15 protein-coding genes are annotated in these 19,616 nt (G+C 68.7%); 8 read left to right on the plus strand and 7 right to left on the minus strand.

What is annotated here, in order from left to right:
* Positions 1–23 precede the first annotated feature (23 nt).
* From ychF to A3M1_RS0101335, 4 genes are all read left to right on the plus strand, one after another.
* Entirely contained in the window at positions 24–1,121 is a 1,098-nt protein-coding gene (ychF, locus tag A3M1_RS0101320; RefSeq protein ID WP_018387146.1) for a redox-regulated ATPase YchF, read from the plus strand.
* Between the two features lie 23 nt (positions 1,122–1,144).
* Positions 1,145–1,618 (plus strand): GNAT family N-acetyltransferase, encoded by a 474-nt coding sequence (locus tag A3M1_RS0101325; protein WP_018387147.1) that lies wholly within the window; start codon positions 1,145–1,147, stop codon positions 1,616–1,618.
* Between the two features lie 142 nt (positions 1,619–1,760).
* Positions 1,761–2,219 carry a MaoC family dehydratase gene (locus tag A3M1_RS0101330; protein WP_018387148.1) on the plus strand — a complete coding sequence of 153 codons (459 nt, stop codon included), beginning with the start codon at positions 1,761–1,763 and terminating at the stop codon, positions 2,217–2,219.
* 8 nt (positions 2,220–2,227) lie between these two features.
* The gene (locus A3M1_RS0101335; RefSeq protein ID WP_018387149.1) at positions 2,228–2,704 is read left to right on the plus strand and encodes a MaoC family dehydratase; all 477 of its coding nucleotides are present in this window, start codon (positions 2,228–2,230) and stop codon (positions 2,702–2,704) included.
* 285 nt (positions 2,705–2,989) lie between these two features.
* On the opposite strand, the gene A3M1_RS0101340 is transcribed toward A3M1_RS0101335, so the two are convergent.
* Genes A3M1_RS0101340 through petA form a run of 3 tightly spaced genes read right to left on the minus strand, consistent with a single transcriptional unit; the run spans position 2,990 to position 5,717 of the window.
* Positions 2,990–3,847 carry a cytochrome c1 gene (locus A3M1_RS0101340; protein ID WP_018387150.1) on the minus strand — a complete coding sequence of 286 codons (858 nt, stop codon included), beginning with the start codon at positions 3,845–3,847 and terminating at the stop codon, positions 2,990–2,992.
* A gap of 10 nt (positions 3,848–3,857) precedes the next feature.
* Complete coding sequence (locus tag A3M1_RS0101345; protein ID WP_018387151.1) at positions 3,858–5,132, minus strand: cytochrome b/b6; 1,275 nt, start codon at positions 5,130–5,132, stop codon at positions 3,858–3,860.
* Between the two features lie 24 nt (positions 5,133–5,156).
* Positions 5,157–5,717, minus strand: coding sequence for a ubiquinol-cytochrome c reductase iron-sulfur subunit (petA, locus tag A3M1_RS0101350; protein ID WP_018387152.1), 561 nt, complete (start codon positions 5,715–5,717; stop codon positions 5,157–5,159).
* A gap of 266 nt (positions 5,718–5,983) precedes the next feature.
* Between petA and A3M1_RS0101355 the strand changes: the two genes are divergently transcribed.
* Positions 5,984–6,484, plus strand: a complete 501-nt coding sequence (locus tag A3M1_RS0101355) for a tRNA (cytidine(34)-2'-O)-methyltransferase (protein WP_018387153.1) — start codon at positions 5,984–5,986, stop codon at positions 6,482–6,484.
* Between the two features lie 128 nt (positions 6,485–6,612).
* Positions 6,613–7,125: a transcription elongation factor GreA gene (gene greA / locus A3M1_RS0101360; protein WP_018963922.1), complete on the plus strand. Its 513-nt coding sequence runs from the start codon at positions 6,613–6,615 to the stop codon at positions 7,123–7,125.
* Between the two features lie 171 nt (positions 7,126–7,296).
* Here the strand turns inward: greA and A3M1_RS0101365 are convergent, their stop codons facing one another.
* Positions 7,297–9,159: an ABC transporter ATP-binding protein gene (locus tag A3M1_RS0101365; protein ID WP_018387155.1), complete on the minus strand. Its 1,863-nt coding sequence runs from the start codon at positions 9,157–9,159 to the stop codon at positions 7,297–7,299.
* Positions 9,160–9,302: 143 nt separating this feature from the next.
* On the opposite strand from A3M1_RS0101365, the gene A3M1_RS0101370 reads away from it, so the two are divergent.
* Together A3M1_RS0101370 and hemF are read left to right on the plus strand one after the other, a co-directional pair.
* Positions 9,303–9,998 carry a VIT family protein gene (locus A3M1_RS0101370; protein ID WP_018387156.1) on the plus strand — a complete coding sequence of 232 codons (696 nt, stop codon included), beginning with the start codon at positions 9,303–9,305 and terminating at the stop codon, positions 9,996–9,998.
* 67 nt (positions 9,999–10,065) lie between these two features.
* Positions 10,066–10,959 carry an oxygen-dependent coproporphyrinogen oxidase gene (hemF, locus tag A3M1_RS0101375; RefSeq protein ID WP_018387157.1) on the plus strand — a complete coding sequence of 298 codons (894 nt, stop codon included), beginning with the start codon at positions 10,066–10,068 and terminating at the stop codon, positions 10,957–10,959.
* A 113-nt stretch (positions 10,960–11,072) separates the two neighbouring features.
* On the opposite strand, the gene A3M1_RS24850 is transcribed toward hemF, so the two are convergent.
* The 3 genes from A3M1_RS24850 to A3M1_RS0101400 all read right to left on the minus strand — a co-directional run bounded on the left by A3M1_RS24850 (position 11,073) and on the right by A3M1_RS0101400 (position 19,374).
* Positions 11,073–16,190: a Calx-beta domain-containing protein gene (locus tag A3M1_RS24850; RefSeq protein ID WP_018387158.1), complete on the minus strand. Its 5,118-nt coding sequence runs from the start codon at positions 16,188–16,190 to the stop codon at positions 11,073–11,075.
* A 155-nt stretch (positions 16,191–16,345) separates the two neighbouring features.
* Positions 16,346–17,656, minus strand: coding sequence for an HlyD family type I secretion periplasmic adaptor subunit (locus A3M1_RS0101395; RefSeq protein WP_018387159.1), 1,311 nt, complete (start codon positions 17,654–17,656; stop codon positions 16,346–16,348).
* A complete protein-coding gene (locus A3M1_RS0101400) occupies positions 17,653–19,374 on the minus strand; it encodes a type I secretion system permease/ATPase (RefSeq protein ID WP_018387160.1) in 1,722 nt (573 codons plus the stop codon). Before A3M1_RS0101400 ends, A3M1_RS0101395 begins: the two co-directional genes overlap by 4 nt.
* Positions 19,375–19,616 lie beyond the last annotated feature (242 nt).

Genomic DNA, 19,616 nt, shown 5'->3' on the forward strand with positions numbered 1-19,616 from the left:
TCCTCTCGATCGAGCATCGCATCATGGGCTTCAAATGCGGCATTGTCGGCCTGCCCAACGTCGGCAAGTCGACCCTTTTCAACGCGCTGACGCAGACGGCGGCGGCGCAGGCGGCGAACTACCCGTTCTGCACCATCGAGCCGAATGTCGGCGATGTGGCGGTGCCTGATCCGCGGCTGGAGACGCTGGCCAAGATCGCCGGCTCGCAGCAGATCATCCCCACCCGCCTCACCTTCGTCGACATTGCCGGCCTGGTGCGCGGCGCCTCGAAGGGCGAGGGCCTCGGCAACCAGTTCCTCGCCAATATCCGCGAATGCGACGCCATCGCCCATGTGGTGCGCTGCTTCGAGGATTCCGACGTCACCCATGTCGAGGGCAAGCTGGCGCCGATCTCCGACATTGAGACCATCGAGACCGAGTTGATGCTGGCCGATCTCGAAAGCCTTGAGAAGCGCGCCGGCGCGCTGGAGAAGAAGGCCAAGGGCGGCGACAAGGACGCCAAGGAACTGCTCGACCTGATGACCCGCGCCCTCGTGCTGCTGCGCGAAGGCAAGCCCGCGCGCCTCGTCGAGGTGAAGCCCGAGGAGGAAAAGGCCTTCCGCATGCTCGGCCTGCTCTCCTCCAAGCCCGTGCTCTATGTCTGCAATGTCGAGGAAGCCTCGGCCAAGGCGGGCAACGCCCTCTCCGCCGAGGTGTTCGCGCTCGCCAAGAAGGAAGGCGCCAAGGCGGTGGTCGTCTCGGCCAAGATCGAGAGCGAGATCGCCGTGCTGCCGGCGGACGAGCAGAAGGACTATCTCGAAGCCATCGACCTTGAGGAGCCCGGCCTCAACCGCATCATCCGCACCGGCTACGAGCTCCTGAAGCTCGTGACCTATTTCACCGTCGGCCCGAAGGAAGCCCGCGCCTGGACCATCACGGCGGGCACCAAGGCCCCCGGCGCGGCCGGCGTGATCCATTCGGATTTCGAAAAGGGCTTCATCCGTTCCGAAACCATCGCCTTCGACGACTACGTCAAGGGCAATGGCGAGGCCGGCGCCCGCGATGCCGGCCGGCTGCGGCTGGAGGGCAAGGAATATGTCGTCGCCGATGGCGACGTGCTGCATTTCCGCTTCAACACCTGAGCGACACCGGACGGGGCCCCGACATGAGCGGCGCAGAGAGATTCGTGCTGCGGCCCGCCCGCGCCGGCGACGGCGCCCGCCTGTTCGAGGTCACGCGGCTCTCCGTCGCCGGCCTCGCCACGGGCGCCTATTCCCCGGCGCAGATCGAGGGCTGGATGGGCGCCCGCACCCCCGCCACCTATGAGGGGCTGATCGCCAAGGGCGGTGTGACCGTCGCCGAATGCGAGGGCCTCATCGTCGGCTTCGTCGACGCCGAACCCGGCGAGGTGACGCGGCTGTTCCTCGTTCCAGACGCTGCCGGCGCGGGCCTCGGCGCGCGGCTGCTGGAGATCGGCATCGGTCAGGCGCGCGCGGGGCATGCCGGCCCGATCAAGGTCGAGGCCACCGTCAACGCCGAGGGCTTCTACCGCCGCCACGGCTTCCGCACGGTCGGCACCGGCACTTTTTCCCACGGCATCGGCGGCGATCCGATCGCGGTCGTGCTGATGGAACTGTGAGCGACAGCTGCCGCCGCGCGCGTTGATGACCCGGCCGCCTTCGCCCGTCAAACGCCGCTCTTGACCTCGCGGGCATCGTCGCCTGTGATCGGACCCGGAAGAGGCGCGCGGCCCGCTGGGGGCGCGCCTGACGGGGGGCGCGATGCTGTTCTGGGAAGACTTCCATGAAGGCCATGTCGCGACCTGCGGGCGCTATGTGGTCGGGCGCGAGGAAATCGTCGCCTTCGCCCGCGACTATGACCCCCAGCCGATCCACCTCGACGATGCCGCCGCCGAGGCGACGCGGCTCGGCGGGCTTTCCGCCTCCGGCTGGCATTTGTGCTGCATCTTCATGCGCCTCGCTGCCGACGGCTTCCTCATCGGCAGCGATTGCCTCGGCTCGCCGGGGCTGGAGGAGGTGCGCTTCCTCAAGCCGGTCCATCCCGGCACGGTGCTGAGCCTGCGCCGCCATGTGCTGGAAACCCGCTCGTCCAAAAGCCGGCCGGAAATGGGGCTGGTGAAATTCCGCTTTGAACTCCTCGACACCGCCGGCGAGGTGAGGACCGACCTTGTCGGCACAATCCTGTTCGGCCGGCGCAATCCCGGCTTCCGGCCGGCCTGAGAGGACCCATGCTGTTCTTTGAGGATATCGAGATCGGCGCGCTCACGCGGCTTGGCTCGCACCACTTCAATGACGCCGAGATCATCGCCTTCGCCCGCGCCTTCGACCCGCAGCCCTTTCATCTCGACGCGGCGGCCGGCGCGCGCACCCATTTCGGCGGGCTGGTCGCCTCGGGCTGGCAGGCGGTGGCGATTTCGGCCCGGCTGCGGGCGCAGGCCTGCAGCCGCCAGCACGAGGCGCTGCGCCGCGAGGGCAAGCCGGTGCCGCGCCTCGGCCCCTCCCCCGGCTTCAAGGACCTGCGCTGGCTGCGCCCGGTGCGCCCCGGCGACACGCTCGCCTTTTTCAGCGAGGTGACGGCGAAGAAGCCCAGCGCCAGCCGCCCGGAATGGGGCCTCGTCTTCACCCGCGAGACCGCCACCGATGCCGCCGGCGAACTGGTGCTGGAATTCACCAACTGCGTCTTTGTGGAAAGGTTGGAGGCGTGAGGGGCATTGGCCCAGCGGTCATCCCGGCCGGAGGCGAAGCCGAAGAGCCGGGATCGCGCGCCGAACGATGCCCCTCCCTGATGCCCGGGCGTGCCCCGGGCACCCAGCCTGTCCTCTGCCGGCGCAGGGTGCGCGCCCGGCGATGAATGGCGGGGACGGCGCAAACCCTGGGTCCCCGGGTCAAGCCCGGGGATGAGGGCGTGTGGGGTCGAAGGGCAGCCCCCAACGCAAAAGGGCCCCGTCAGGGGCCCTTCGCTTATTCATGCCGGCAGGAGAAGCGGCGGCTCAGTGGCCGACGCTCTTCCACACCTTCTTCTTGGTGAAGTAGAGCAGGCCGGCGAAGATGATGAGGAAGATCATCACCTGGAAGCCGATGCGCTTGCGGGCTTCGAGATGCGGCTCGGCCATCCACATCATGAACGCGGTCACGTCGCGCGAATACTGGTCGAGCGTCTCGGGCGTGCCGTCGGTGTAGGTCACCTGCCCGTCCGAGAGCGGCTGCGGCATCTTGATCGCGTGGCCGGGGAAGTACTTGTTGTAATGCGCGCCTTCCGGCAGGGCGAACCCTTCCGGCGGCTCCTCATAGCCCACCAGCAGCGCGTGGATATAGTCCACGCCATTCTCCTGGTACTGGGTGAAGATGTCGATCAGGAAGCCGGGGAAGCCGACCTCATAGGTGCGCGCCTTGGCCAGCGTCGAGAAGTCGGGCGGATAGGCGCCACCATTGGAGGCGCGCGCCGCCTGCTCGTTCGGGAAGGGCGAGGGCCAGCGGTCGGACAGCCGGCCGGGGCGGTCGAACATGTCGCCCGCATCGTTCGGCCCGTCCTGCACCTGGTAGCTCTCCGCCACCGCCTTGGCCTGCGCCTCGCTGAAGGAGGGCCCGCCCGGCTGGGCGAGGTTGCGGAACGAGAACAGGTGGGCGGCGTGGCAGGAGGCGCAGACTTCCTTGAACACCTGGAAGCCGCGCTGGACCTGCGCCTGGTCGAACGTGCCGAACGGGCCGGCGAAGCTCCACTCCTCGCGCGGGGGCTTCGGCGTGCCGTGCCCGTCGGCGGCGAGCGCCGGGGCGGCAAGGCCGAACGCCAGCGCGGCGACGGCGAGCGGACGGAGAAGGCTGGAACGGAAGGACATGGTGGTGCTCATGATGATCCGCTCAACCCTTGGTCTGCGGCGCCGAGACGCCTGCCGAGGCCGGTGCCGCGCCCTTGTTCTTGCCCAGAACGGCTTCCGTGATCGAGGCCGGGACCGCCTTCGGCTTCTCGAACAGGCCGAGCAGCGGAAGGATGATCAGGAAATGGGCGAAGTAGTAGATCGTCAGGATGCGGCCGGCGATGACATAGCCGCCTTCTGCCGGCTTGGAGCCGAGCCAGCCGAGGCCGATGCACACCACCACCCAGATCCAGAAGAACTGCTTGAACAGCGGACGGTAGACGCCCGAGCGCACCTTCGACGTATCCAGCCACGGCACGAAGAACAGCACGATGATCGCGCCGAACATGGTGAGCACGCCGCCGAGTTTGTCCGGCACCGCGCGCAGCATGGCGTAGAACGGCAGGTAGTACCATTCGGGCACGATATGCGCCGGCGTCACCAGCGGGTTGGCCGGGATGTAGTTGTCGGCGTGGCCGAGATAGTTCGGGATGTAGAACAGGAACCACGCGAAGAAGATCAGGAAGCACACCATGCCGAACCCGTCCTTGATGGTCGCGTAGGGCGTGAACGGCACGGTGTCCTTCGGGCTCTTCGGCTCGACGCCGGTCGGGTTGTTCTGGCCCACCACATGCAGCGCCCAGACGTGCAGGACGACGACGCCCGCGATCATGAAGGGCAGCAGGTAGTGCAGCGAGAAGAAGCGGTTGAGCGTCGCGTTATCGACCGAGAAGCCGCCCCACAGCCATTCGACGATGGTCGGGCCGACGACCGGGAAGGCCGAGAACAGGTTGGTGATGACGGTGGCGCCCCAGAAGCTCATCTGGCCCCACGGCAGCACATAGCCCATGAAGGCGGTGGCCATCATCAGGAGGTAGATGATGCAGCCGAGGATCCACAGCACCTCGCGCGGGGCCTTGTAGGACCCGTAATAGAGGCCGCGGAACATGTGGATGTAGACCGCGATGAAGAACATCGAGGCGCCGTTCGCGTGGATGTAGCGGATCAGCCAGCCATAGCTGACATCGCGCATGATGTGCTCGACGGAATCGAACGCCAGCGTGATGTGCGGCGTGTAGTGCATCGCCAGCACCACGCCCGAGACGATCTGGCAGACCAGCATCAGCGACAGGATGCCGCCGAAGGTCCACCAGTAGTTCAGGTTGCGCGGCGTCGGATAGGCGACGAAGGAGGAATGGATCAGGCCAACCAGCGGAAGCCGGCTCTCGAACCACTTGAGCGCCGGGTGCTTCGGCTCGAACGTGGAGTGTCCGCTCATCTGTGAATATCCCTGAACGCCGGCTCAGCCGATGGAGATCTTCGTGTCGGACACGAACTGATAGGGCGGAATGTCGAGGTTGGTCGGCGCCGGCCCGCGACGGACCCGCCCGGCCGTGTCGTATTCCGAACCATGGCAGGGGCAGAACCAGCCATCATATTCGCCCGAATGGCCGATCGGCACGCAGCCCAGATGCGTGCAGATGCCGATGACCACCAGCCACTTCTCATGTCCTTCGCCGGCCCGGTTCTCGTCGGTCGCCGGGGCGTCCGCCGCCAGGTTGGCGTTGCGGGCGATCGGGTCGAGCAGCGCGGAGAGCTGGGTCTCCTTCGCCTCGGCAATGTCCTTCTCCGTGCGGTTCCACACGAAGACCGGCTTGCCGCGCCACTTCACCGTGACCATCTGGCCCTCGGCGATCGACGTCAGGTCCACCTCGGTGGTGGACATGGCGAGGACCGAGGCGTCGGGCTGGAGCTGGGAGACGAAGGGCCACACGAGTGCGGCGGCGCCGACCGCGCCCATGGCGCCGGTGGCGATGTAGAGAAAGTCGCGGCGCGTGGTACCCGCCGTCTCAGTTGCTGCCACGATGGTTTCCTTTCCCCTCGAACCCGTCACCGCTGCCTCGGCCAGACCGTCCCGGCGCGGCGTCGAGCGCTCGCGCGAAACGGGCAGGCGTCCGCGTGGCACGCGGTCGACCCTACCTTCGATTGCCTCTAATTGCATCCGGGCCGCTCCTTGTCCAGATGAAGGCAGTGCGGCAACCCGTCCTGCCCCCGGCGGCGGAGCGCCTGCCGGCGCCCGCGTCCTTCCCGGAGGGGGCGTCTGTCGCTAGGGAAGGCGCCGCGCCCGGCATGGCGCCGATCGAGGAAGGACACCGCATGACGCTGGCACTGGCGCTCTACCAGCCCGATATCGCCCAGAATGCCGGCACGCTGGCGCGCACCAGCGCCTGCTTCGGTCTGTCGCTGCACATCATCGAGCCGGCCGGCTTTCCTGTGGGCGATGCCGGCTTCCGGCGGGCGGGAATGGACTATCTCGACCGCGCCGCAATCACCCGCCATGCCAGCTTCGACGCCTTCGAGGCGTGGCGCGCGCAGGAGCGGCGGCGCCTTGTCCTGTGCACGACTCGCGGCGCGGTGGCCTATACCGCCCTCGCCTATTTGCCCGACGATGTGCTGCTGCTCGGCCGCGAGAGCGCGGGGGTGCCGGAGGCGGTGCACACCGCCGCCGATGCGCGAATCGTCATCCCGCTCGTGCCAGGCGCCCGCTCGCTCAACGTGGCGCTGGCGGGGGCGATGATTCTCGGCGAGGCGCTGCGGCAGACCGTGGGATTTGTGGGGATTTCACATTAAATCGCCCTCACCCCCGGGGCTTGCCGCTCGGGGAACATCCACAGCCTGCGCGGGCCATGGCCCGCCAGCCCCGCGCAGTGCTAGCTGTGGCTTCGACATCTGAAGAGACCTGACAGGAGCCCGGAAAAGTGAGCGTGGCGTTTGCGAAGGAAGAAAGTGCCGAGGCGGCGTCGGAAACGATTCTGCCGCCGCGTCCGATCTCCGGTCGAACCAATTTCGTCACCACGGTCGGCCTGCAGAGGCTGCAGGAGGAATTGGCACGCGCCCAGCAGGCGCTGGCGGTCGCGAATGCTCTGGAAGATGTCAATGAGAGGCGGCGGCAGTCGGCGATTCCCCTGCGCGACATCCGTTATTTTTCCCAGCGCGTCGAGACGGCGCGGGTGTCGCTGCCGCCACCGTCGGACGACGTGGTCGCGTTCGGCCACACCGTCCGCTTCGAGCGCGAGGATGGCCGCGTGCAGACCTACCGCATTGTCGGCGAGGACGAGGCCGACCCCTCTCAGGCGACCGTTTCGCATGGCTCTCCCGTCGCCATCGCGCTGATGGGCAAGGTCGTCGGCGACGTGGTCGAGTTCGGCGGCCGCAGTCTCGAAATCCTGTCCATCTCCTCGTCCGACGAGGCCGGCGGCGAGAGCGCGTGACTCACGCGGGCTTCGCTTGGCACGCTCGCCTTTCTTCCCTCATGCCCGGGCTTGACCCAGGCACCCCGTGGCCGGGCTCGGGCGCTTCACAATCAGCGGGCGCGAAGGCGGAAAAGTCTGGGTCCCCGGGTCCGGCCCGGGGATGAGGGGGCCATAGGCACGGCCCACCCCTCACTCCGCCGCCGCGTCCACCTCGTCCGCGTCGATGAAACCGCCGGACTGGCGGTGCCAGAGCCGGGCGTAGAGGCCGCCTCGGGCGACCAGCTCGGCATGGGTGCCGGTCTCGACGATGCGGCCGTGTTCCATCACCACCAGCCGGTCCATGCGGGCGATGGTAGAGAGGCGGTGGGCGATGGCGATCACCGTCTTGCCGGTCATCAGCTCGTCGAGATTGGCCTGGATCGCCGCCTCCACCTCCGAATCGAGCGCCGAGGTGGCCTCGTCGAGGATGAGGATCGGCGCGTCCTTCAGCAGCACGCGCGCAATGGCGATGCGCTGGCGCTGGCCGCCGGAGAGCTTCACCCCGCGCTCACCGACATGGGCATCTAGCCCCACCCGCCCCTGCGGGTCGCTCAGCGTGTCGATGAAGCCATCCGTATGCGCGCGCTGGGCGGCGGTGCGAATGTCCTCCTCGCTGGCGTCCGGGCGGCCATAGGCGATGTTGTCGCGCACCGAGCGGTGCATCAGCGAGGTGTCCTGCGTCACCACGCCGATCTGCGCGTGCAGCGAATCCTGCGTCACGCCGCGCACATCCTGCCCGTCGATCAGCACCCGGCCGGATTCCGCATCGTAGAAGCGCAGCAGCAGGCTCATCAGCGTCGACTTGCCGGCGCCCGAGGGGCCGACCAGACCCACCCGCTCGCCCGGGCGGATGGTGAGCGAGAGGTCGTCGATCACGCCCCCGCCCTTGCCGTAATGGAACGAGACATGGTCGAAGCGGATCTCGCCGGCGCGCACGTCCAGCGCCGGGGCGCGCGGCGCGTCCGCCACCTCGCGCGGGCGCGAGAGCGTGGTGATCGCCTCCTGCACCGTGCCGACATTCTCGAACACGCCAGTGACCACCCACATGATCCAGCCGGACATGTTGACGATGCGGATCGACAGGCCGGTGGAGAGCGCGATGGCGCCGAGATTGATCGCCCCCACCGACCACAGCCAGATGCCGAGCCCGCCAATGCCGCCGAGCATCAGGCTGTTCAGCACGCTCACCGTGAACGCCATGCGCGAAATGTGGCGCTGCTGGCGGCTGTTGTCGTCGATGTTGCGCGCCAGCGCCGCGCGGACATAGCGGTCCTCGCGGTCGGAATGAGCGAACAGCTTCACGGTGAGGATGTTGGTGTAGCTGTCCACCACCCGCCCGGTGAGCGCCGAATTGCTCTCGGCGGTGCGCTTGGAGAGGTGGCGGATCTTCGGCACGAACACCACCAGCGCCAGCACGTAGAAGGCGATCCACCCCACCATCGGCATGGCGAGCCGCCAGTCGGCTTCGGCGAACAGCAGCACCGCGCTGACCGCATAGATGCCGGCATACCAGAGCGCGTCGATCACCTCGACCACCGAGCCGCGCACAGCCGGGCCGGCCTGCAGCACCCGCGTGGCGATGCGCCCGGCGAAGTCGTTGTTGAAGAAGCCGACGCTCTGGCGAATGACCCAGCGATAGGATTGCCAGCGGATCATCGGCCCGACATTGGCGGTGATCGTCTGGCGCACCAGCAAATCGTGCAGCAGGTTGGCGATGGGTCGCGCCACCACCACCACAAACGCCATCCACAGCAGCAGCCCGCCATGGTCGGAGAAAATCGTCTGCGGGTTGGAGGCCTGCACCAGATCGACGATCTGGCCGATATAGCGGAACAGCGAGACCTCGATGACGGCGACGAGGAAGGCGGCCGCCAGCGCCGCCACATAGACCCAGCCGGTCTGGCGCACGAAGTGCCAATAGAACGCGATCAGCCCCTCCGGCGGCTGCCCGACGGGCGCGGGATGGAACGGATCGACGAATTTTTCAAAGAAGGCAAAGATGCGCGCGAACATGGCCCGCCTTTTGCGCCGCCGATGCGGCACCTTTGTGTCGCTTGCTGTGTGGAACTACGCTCTCGCCCGCACGCCGCGCGGCGGTATCATGAGATTGTAACGGTTCCAGCGCAGTGTCCCGCGCCTTGACCGGGGAGAACACGATGCGCTCGCGCCATGACGAAAACCACTATGTAGACCGCGCCGGCTGGCTGCGCGCCGCCGTGCTCGGCGCCAATGACGGCATCCTGTCCACCGCCAGCCTCATCGTCGGCGTCGCCGCCGCCAATGCCGAGCGCGACGCCGTGCTGCTCGCCGGCATTGCCGGGCTGGTGGCGGGCGCCATGTCGATGGCGGCGGGCGAATATGTTTCGGTCTCCTCGCAAGCCGACACCGAGCGCGCCGACCTCGCCCGCGAGACCGCCGAGCTCGCCACCGACCCCGCCGGCGAGCAGGAGGAGCTGCGGCAGATCTATGTCGGGCGCGGCCTCGACCCCGTTCTGGCCGGCGAGGTCGCCCGCCAGCTGATGGCGAAGGACGCGCTCGGCGCCCATGCCCGCGACGAACTCGGCATGAACGAGATCACCGCCGCCCGGCCGGTGCAGGCGGCGCTCGCCTCCGCCGCCAGCTTCGCCGCCGGCGCGGCACTGCCGCTCGCCACCGCGCTGCTTATGCCGCTTTCCGGGCTGCCGCTGACGGTTTCCGCCGCCGCGCTGGCCTTCCTCGCACTTCTCGGCGTGGCCGGGGCGAAGGCGGGCGGGGCGGACCCGGTCAAGGCGGCGCTGCGCGTCACCTTCTGGGGCGCGCTGGCCATGGCCGCCACCGCCGCCATCGGCTCCGTGTCGGGCACGATGCTGTAGCCCCGCCCTTCCGGGCCGGTCCGCAAGCGGCTAGAAGCGCCCTGCGCCCCGTGCAGGAGAAGCCGCCATGGCCATCGACATCGCCGCCGACACGCTGAGCCGCCAGGCCGCCGCCCGCGCCTGGTTCGAGGAGCTGCGCGACCGCATCTGCGCCGCCTTCGAGCGGCTGGAGGACGAGGCGCCCGATTCGCTCTATCCCGGCGCGCCCGGCCGGTTCGAGCGTACGCCGTGGGTGCGCACCGACCATTCCGGCGCGCCGGGCGGCGGCGGCGTGATGTCGCTGATGCGCGGGCGGCTGTTCGAGAAGGTGGGCGTGCACTGCTCCACCGTGCATGGCGAGTTCGCGCCGGAATTCCGCAAGCAGATTCCCGGCGCCGAGGAAGACCCGCGCTTCCACGCCACCGGCATCTCGCTCATCGCCCATATGGCGAACCCGCATGTGCCGGCGGTGCACATGAACACCCGCTTCGTCGTCACCACCAAGGCGTGGTTCGGCGGCGGGGCGGACCTGACCCCGGTGCTGGACGCCCGCCGCACCCAGGACGACCCGGATTCGCTCGCCTTCCACGCCGCGATGCGCGGCGCCTGCGAGGGCCGCCCGCATATCGACTATCCCCGCTACAAAGAGTGGTGCGACGAATATTTCTACCTCCCGCACCGCAAGGAAATGCGGGGGATCGGCGGCATTTTCTACGACTGGCTGGAGTCGGGCGACTGGAACGCCGATTTCCACTTCACCAAGGCGGTCGGCCTCGCCTTTCTCGACGTCTACCCCCGCCTCGTGCGCGCCAACATGGCAACGCCGTGGGACGAGGCGGCGCGCGAGGAACAGCTGATCCGCCGCGGCCGCTATGTCGAGTTCAACCTGCTTTATGACCGCGGCACGCTGTTCGGCCTGAAGACCGGCGGCAATGTGGATTCGATCCTCTCCTCCATGCCGCCGGTGGTGAAGTGGCCGTGACGCCCCCTGATTTAGAGCACATCCGGTGAAAGCGAGTTCACCGGATGTGCTCTAGGTTGTTGTTTCTACGCATTTTCTTCACGCGAACCGGAACCACTTCGCTCGAAAATGCTTCAGATCAGGAAATCGAACTGCGCGCTGTCGAACGTGCCCTGGCCGACGAGCTGGAAGCGGATATCGGCGCCCGCATCCACCGCCCCGGTGGCGGCAAGGCCGTGCACGACATAGCCGTCCTCATCCCGCGCGACGATCTCCGCGCCCTCGATGGCGGCGATCTCGTAGGGCGTGGCGATTTCCAGCGTCCAGCCCTCCAGCGCGGCGCTGTCAGTGTGCAGCGTCACCTCGGCGGTGAAGTCGAAGGCGCGCGCCTCCACCAGCGCGATCGAGGCGTCGATCACGTCGTCGCTGAGCGACGCGGCGGCAAGGCGCAGCGCCTGGGCCTCGGCCTCGCCCACCGCCTTTCCGTTGACGATGAAATCCTCCACCGCCACGCTGGCGCCGCCCGGTGAGGCCTGGAAGCCGAAGCTCACCTCGCCCCCCGCCGCCACCTTGCCGTTCCAGGAGGCGTTGCGCACCACATAATGGTCGCCGACATGGCTGACGATCTGGGCGTTCCAGATGTTGCTGATGTCGAACGGCGCATCGAATTCGACCGTCCAGCCGTTCACCGCCGCCTCGGGCTTCAGCGTCATCGCGCCGGTGAAGCCGCTGCCCCAGTTGCTGGCGACGGAGAAGGCGACCATGTCGCCCCCGGCCGGCGGGGCGGCATCGTCATTCTCGATCGTGCCGCGTCCCGTGCCATCGGCCAGCGTGGCGCCGATGGGGCTGGAGAGCACGAGGTTGAACGTCTCGTTGCCCTCCAGCACGCCATCGCCGAGGACGGCGACCGTGACCGTCTTGCTGGTCTCGCCCGCCGCGAAGGTAAGCGTGCCGGACACCGCCTGATAGTCCTGCCCCGCCACTGCCGCGCCATTGGCCGTGGCGTAGCGCACGCTCACCGGCCCCTCGGCCGCCTGCGACAGGCTGATGGTGAAGGTGAGCATGCCGGGCGCGCCGGCGCTGCCCTCCGCCGCCGTCGCATCGCTGATGCTGAAGGACGGCAGAGCGGGCGCCGCCACGTCGTCGTCCTCGATGACAGCGCTCGCCTGGCCGATGCCGATCACCGCCCCCTGCGCGTCGCGCAGCAGGAGCGTGAAGCTCTCATTGGCCTCAGTGAGGCTGTCGCCGGTTATGGCGATCCGCACCGTCTTGCTGGTCTCGCCCGGCGCGAAGCTCAGCGTGCCGCTGGCGGCCGTGAAGTCGTCGGCACCGGCGCTGCCGGCCAGCGTCTGGTAGCTGACTGTCACCGCCTGCGTCGCCGCCGCCGAGAGGGTGATGGTGAACACGGCAGTGGTGCCCGCGCCGCTGCCGCCATCATCCTCAAGATCGAACTGGATGGGTTCGAGATAGGCGAGCTTGGCGGTGTTCACCGTGCGCCAGTCATCGGCGAGAATGCCGCCGGTATCGGTGGAATTGGGGTTCCACGACCAATAGGTCCAGCTGATGCCTTCCTGCCCGGCGGGGATGTCGAGCGTGCCGTCATTGTCGAAATCGCCGGCCATGTAGGAGGTCAGCGCCTCCAGCCAGGGCGCGTCCTTCGGGTCCTGCAGCTTGGTGCCGAACTCGCCGATCAGCACGGGGGCGATGTTCTCGCGGTAGATATAGCCCCACATCTCGTCGAATTTTTCCGGCAGCTGCGCGGCGAAGTCCGGATCGCTGAACCAGGGCTGCTCATAGACCGAATTGCCGTAGTCATGCGCCGAATAGACCAGCTTGTTGGGTACATCGAGCTCGATCGGCCGGTCGCGCACGCCCTGGAGATTGCCGCCCCACCAGTAATTGTCGCCCTCATAGGCGGCGACGCCCTCGACGAAGATCAGCCAGTTCGGGTTGACCTCGCCAATGGCGTTGCCGGCCCGTTCGGCCGCCGCCGCCCAGTCGTTCGCCCCGCCGCCGCCCCAGCTGCCGGCATGCGGCTCATTGTGCAGGTCGGCGCCGATGACGGCGGTGCTGTCGGCATAGCGTTCCGCCAGCATCTGCCAGTCGTCGATCCACGCCGCCTCGGTAAACGTGCCGTCGTACCAGAGCCCGTTCTCGGAGGTGCCGGCGCCGAAGGAGGAGCGGTGATGGTCGAGAATGATCTTGAGCCCGATCTCCTCGGCATAGGCGACGATCTTGTCCATGATCTCCAGCGGCGTCAGCCCCTTCAGATCCGGGTTCTGGTTGTAGTCGATGCCGCTGGCGCTGCTGGCGTGCAGGGTGGCGCTGGCGAAGGGCAGGCGGATGGTGTTGAAGCCCAGCTCCTTCATCTGGTCCATCATGTCGGTATAGGGCCGGGTCCAGACGCCATGCGGCGAGGCATTGGTGGATTCGAAGCCGAACCAGTTCACCCCGGCGATCTTCACCGCATTGCCGGCGGAATCGACGATCTGGTTGCCGGAGGTGGAGAACCAGCCCTCCGCCACGCCGCCGCCGCCAGCATCGCCCTCCGCCACGGTTGTGCCGGACACGGAGAGGGTGGGCGGCGGCGCCACATCGTCATTGAGGATGGTGCCGGTCGCGCTCCCATCCGCCAGCGTCGCGCCGGAGGGGTTGGAGAGCGTGAGGCTCAGCGCCTCGTTGCCCTCGACCACCGTGTCGCCCGTCACCGGCACGCGGATGACCTTGGAGGTCTCGCCGGCGGCAAAGGTCAGCGTGCCGGACACCGCCTGATAGTCCTGCCCCGCCACCGCCGTGCCACTGGCGCTGGCATAGGCGACGCTCACCGCGCTGGTCGCGGCCTTGGAGAGGGTGACGGTGAAAGAGAGATAGGCGGTGCCGTCATTGCCCTCGCTCACGCTCGCATCGGCGATGGCCAGCGTCGGCATAACCGGCGCTATGTCGTCATTGAGGATGGTGCCGGTCGCGGTTCCGTCCGCCAGCGTGGCGCCGGAGGGGCTGGAGAGCGTGAGGCTCAGCGCCTCGTTCGCCTCCACCGCCGTGTCGCCCGTCACCGGCACGCGGATGACCTTGGAGGTCTCCCCCGCCGCGAAGGTCAACGTGCCGGACACCGCCTGATAGTCCTGCCCCGCCACCGCCGTGCCATTGGCGCTGGCATAGGCGACGCTCACGGCGCTGGTCGCGGCCTTGGAGAGGGTGACGGTGAAGGAGAGATAGGCGGTGCCGTCATTGCCCTCGGCCACGCTCGCATCGGCGACGGCCAGCGTCGGCAGCACAGGCACCGGGTTCGTCCCGCCGCCCGCCGGGCTGCCATTGACGACGAAATCCTCCGCCACAATGGCCGCCCCGCCGGGCGAGGCCTGGAAGCCGAAGCTCACCGTGCCGCCCGCCGCCACCTTGCCGTTCCAGCTGGCGTTGCGCACCACATAATGGTCGCCGACATGGCTGACGATCTCGGCGTTCCAGATGTTGGAGATGTCGAAAGAGGCGTCGAATTCCACCGTCCAGCCATTCAGCGTGGCGACCGGCTTCAGCGTCATCGCGCCGGTGAAGCCGGCACCCCAATTGCTCGACACCGCGAAGGCGAGGCTGTCGCCGGAAGGCGCCGGCGCGGCGGCATCGTCATTCAGCAGCGTTCCGGTCGCCTCGCCATCGGCGATGGTGGCCCCCGTCGGGGTGAGCAGGGTCACGGTGAACCGCTCATCGGCTTCCGCCACCGTGTCGCCGATCACGTCGACATGGATCTGCTTGGCGGTCTCGCCGGGCGCAAAGGTGAGCGTGCCGGTGGTCGCCTCATAATCCGTGCCGGCCAGCGCCGTGCCGTTGCCGGTGCGGTACTGCACGCTCACCGGGCTGGTGGAGGCCTTGTCGAGCGTCACCATGAACATGAAATGCACATGCGCCCCGTCGCCCTCGGCGACGGAGAGATCGGCGATGGAAAGGGCCGGCGGCACGTTCGGCGCCTCCACGTCGTCATTGACGAGGGTGCCGGTCGCCCGCTCATCCGCCAGCGTCGCGCCTGACGGCGAGGACAGGACGAGATCGAACGCCTCATTCAGCTCGAACGTCGCGTCGCCGATCACATTGACCTGCACCGTTTTGCTGGTCTCGCCGGGCTGGAAGGTCAGCCGGCCGAGGGCGGCCTGGTAGTCGGAACCCGCCAGCGCCGTGCCGTTGAGCGTGGAATAATCGACGCTGACCACCCCCGCCGCCGCCTTGGAAAGCGTAACGGTGAAGCTCATCACGCTCGTGCCGCTCTGGCCTTCGGTGATCTGGGCATCCGCCACCCGCAGCGTCGGCGTGTCGTCCCCGGCATCCGCCGCCTCGATCAGGCCACGCCATTTCTGGTAGGTGGCATCCTCCACCGCGACGATGTTGTTGTAGTCGAGTTCCGCCAGCGTAACGCCCGCCAGCGTGTAGGTCTGGTTCTGCCCGACAATGGTGATGACCGTGGAGCCGTTCACCTCCGCCACGGTGAACTCGGCGGGGCGGAAATACTTGAAATCCAGCCGGTCCACCGCCGGATCGAAGTCGAGCACGGCCTTGGTGCCGTAGTCCCAGTCGATCAGATAGGTGGTGCCGGTGACGCCGCTCGGCGGCGTGCCGGGGCCGGCGGCGGTCGGCCACACATCGCTGCCGACAGTGGGAATGTCGGCCCGGCCGATCACCTGCGAATCCGGCACCGAGTCGAAGCCGAGCTGCAGGAAGAGCCGGTCCTCCCGCACTTGCGCGGAATGGAACAGGAAATTCTCCACGGACAGCTCGGCCACGGTGGTGTCGAGCAGGATCAGCGTCTGCCCGGTGGTGTAGTTGCCGATGATCACGCCCTCAGCGCCATCCACCATGTAGATCTGCTCGCGCGTGCCGTAATAGCGGAAGTCGACCACATCGGTGTCGGCATCGAAGGCGACCCGGTCGATCTGGCCGACCTCGTGCGAGCGGGCATAGACCGTGTGCGGCGCGCGGGCGATGCCGTGCTCCCAGGCCAGCGCACCGCTGAGATCCTGCCGCAGATGGTCGTTCTCGACAGGCACGAAGCTGTCGACGGTGAGCTGGCCGAGCGAGACGCCGACGATCAGCGTCTGCTTGCCGCTCCACGGGTCCATGAAGGCGACGCCTTCCGGCGTGTCGACGACGATATAGGCGTGCACCGAATTGCCGCCGAGATCGAGCTTGTCGGTGGCGGGATCGAAGCCCTCGATGCGCCGCTGGCCGGATTCAGGCAGTTCCGCGGAAGTGAGGGTACCGGCCATTCTGTGCTCTCCTCGTCAGGTCGCCGCTCTCACCGGAGCGGCAAAAGAATGCACGAGCCGCTGTCATCATCACCGGGGCACTCCCGGCCACTCGATGAAGGCGGCGCAGAAATCGACGAGTCCGCCAGGCCCACAGGGCCCCCCCTCCCGCAGGGTCAGCGCTCGCGAAAGGCGCGGGCGATCTGGTCCTGCAGCGGCTTGACGAGGTAGTGCAGCGGCGTGCGGTCCTGCGTCTGCACAAACACCTCCGCCTGCATCCCCGGGCTCACCGCCTGCGGGGCGAGCCGCGCCAGTTCCTCGGCGGGTATCGCCACACGCAGCGTGTAGAACACCGCCCCGCTCTGCGGGTCGCGGCTGGTGTCGGCGGAGATGCGCGCCACCGTGCCGGCCAGCTGCGGCGTGGTGCGCTGGTTGAAAGCGTGGATGCGGATCTGCGCCGGCTGGCCGGGCACGATCTGGTCGATATCAGGCGGGTTCACCCGCACCTCCACCTGCAGCGCCTCGCGGGCCGGCACGATCAGCATCGCCGGTTCCGCCGGGCTGATGACGCCGCCCACCGTGTGCACGGCGAGCTGGTGCACGAAGCCGGCGCTCGGCGCCCTTATGTCGACCCGCTTCAGCTGGTCCTCGGCGGCGATGCGGCGCTCGGTGAGTTCGGCCGCCTTGGCCTGGATCTCGCCCAGCTCCTTCATCACCTCTTCGCGCAGCACGTCGTCGATCTCGATCACCTGCAGCCGCGTCTCGGCGATCCGGCCCTCGGCCTGCGCCACCGCCGCGACAAGGCGGCCGCTCTCGCCGTCGAGTTCGGCCGCTTCCCGCTCCAGCGCCGCCTTGCGGCTCAGCGCCACCAGGTTCTTGGCGTAGAGTTCGCGCACGCCCGCCAGTTCCTCGGCGATCAGCACCGCCTGCCGGTCGCGCGCCGCCTGCTGCGCCCGCAGCCCGGCGATCTCGTCCTCCAGCTGGGCGATGCGGCGGGCCAGCTGCGCCTGGCGTCCCGCGCGCGCGGCGCGCCGGGCGGCGAACTGGTTCTGCTCGGAGGCGATCAGCGCCGCGATATCAGGCTCGCCGCCGCGCGCGGCCAGTTCCGGCGCGACCGTGCTCGCGCTGAGCCCGTCGCGCTCGGCCAGCAGCCGGCCGCGCCGGGCGGCGAATTCATCGAGCTGCTGCGTCACCAGCTGGAGATTGGCGCGGGTGATGGTGTCGTCGAGCCGGATCAGCACCGCCCCCTCCTCGACCCGGTCGCCCTCCCGCACGTTCAGCGCGCCGACAATGCCGCCGGTGGCGTGCTGCACCTTCTTCACATTGCCGTCGACGACGAACTGGCCGGAGGCCACCACCGCGCCGGTCAGCGTCGACGTCACCGCCCAGACGCCGATCGTACCGGCGAAGAGCAGCACGGCGGCGCCGCCCAGCAGGGTCAGCCGGCGAAGGGCGGCGCCATGGTCCGAGGGAGAGGCGTTTGTCATGAGGCCACCGCCGGCTTGAGGCCGGGCAGGCCGGCAAGGCGGGACTCACGGGCGAGTTTTGCCAGCACCTCCTCCGCCGGTCCGAAGGCCTGCAGCCGGCCCTCGGCCATCAGCGCCAGCCGGTCGAGCCCGGCGATGGCGCTCTGGCGATGGGTGACGACGATCACGATGCCGCCGCGCGCCCGCACGCCCTGCACCGCCCGCGTCAGCGCGGCGTCGCCCTGGGTGTCGAGGTTGGAATTGGGCTCGTCGAGAACCACGAGAAAGGGCGAGCCATAGAGCGCGCGGGCCAGCCCGATGCGCTGGCGCTGGCCGCCGGAAAGCGCCATCCCGCCCTCGCCGATGCGGGTGTCGTAGCCCTGTTCCAGCCGCAGGATCAGCTCATGCGCTCCCGCCGCCCGCGCCGCCGCGAGGATGGCCTCGGCCGTGGCGTTGGGGACAAAACGGGCGATGTTCTCCGCCACCGTGCCGTCGAACAGTTCGACATCCTGCGGGAGGTAGCCGACATGGCGGCCCAGCGCGTCCGGCGCCCATTGGTCGAGCCGCGCGCCGTCGAGCCGCACCTCGCCCTTGAGCGCGGGCCACACGCCGACCAGCGCCCGCACCAGCGTCGACTTGCCGGAGGCGCTGGGGCCGATGATGCCGAGCCCCTGCCCGGCCTCCAAGTGGAGCGAAACGCCGGTCACGATGGGTGCGGCGCGGCCGGGGGCGGTCACGACAAGCGCCTCCGCCGTGAGCGAGGCGGCCGGCGCCGGCAGCGCGGTGGGCGCGCGCGCGGCCATTGAAGGCGCGTCCAGCAGCTCGGCCAGCCGGCGCTTGCCGAGCCGGGCGGCGATGAAGCCCTTCCAGTTAGCCACCGCGATCTCGATCGGCGCCAGCGCCCGCGAGGTCATGATCGAGGCGGCGATCATCGCCCCGCCGGAAATCTGGTCGTGAATGGCGAGATAGGCGCCGAGCCCCAGCACCGCCGATTGCAGCACCATGCGAAACACCTTGGCGAAGGCGCCGCTGGCCCCGGTGATATCGGCGGCGGCCAGCCAGTCGCCGACATGGCGCCGGTTGACCTCCAGCCACTTGCCGCCGAAGGCTCCGCCCATGCCCATCGCCGTGACCGCCTCGGCATTGCGCCGGCACGCCTCGGCCAGCGCCTCGCGCGCGGCGCGGCTGGCCATCTGCGCCTTGAGGGCCGAACGGCTGGCCCGTTCGCTCGCCAGCGTCAGCGCGACGATGAGGACGCCTCCGCCCAGCGCCAGCAGGCCGAGCCAGGGGTGCAGCAGGAAGCAGCCGGCGAAGAACAGCGGCATCCACGGCATGTCGAACAGCGCGGTGGGGCCCAGCGAGGCGAGAAAGCCCCTGATGTGATCGAGGTCGCGGATCGGCTGCAGCGCCTCGTCGGCGCGCCGTCCGGCCAGCGACAGGCGGCGGGCGGCGGCAAAGGCGAGCGGGGAGATTTGCTCGTCGAAGCGCGCGCCGATCCGCGCCAGCATTTTCACCCGCACCGAATCGAGAAAGCCCTGCAGCGCATAGGCGGCCAGCAGCAGCAGCGACAGGCCGACCAGCGTCGGCACGCTGCGCGCGCTCAGCACCCGGTCATAGACCTGCAGCATGTAGAGCGAACCGGCGAGCATCAACAGGTTGATCACGGCCGAAAACGCCGCCACCGCGAGGAAGGCCGGCCGGCAGGAGGACAGGGCACGGGCAACGGGCGGGACGACCATTCGCAGATCCTGTGAGCGGTGAGCCGCCGGAAAGCCGCAGGCCGCGCGCGAAGCCGCGCCGCATCAGGCCGGCACCACGGTCCGGTCGGCGCGTGCTCTAGGCACCGCGCGGGAAAGATGCCATGGGCTAAGCACTCCGGCACCGCCGCGACGCCTGCGACTCGATGAACGGGGCGCAGAAATCGACGAGCCTGCCGGCGGTCCCGCCCCGCCCTCCCTGCCTGTGATCCTGCCCTGTCCCC

This window comes from Ancylobacter sp. FA202 (assembly GCF_000380205.1).
Lineage (GTDB): Bacteria > Pseudomonadota > Alphaproteobacteria > Rhizobiales > Xanthobacteraceae > Ancylobacter.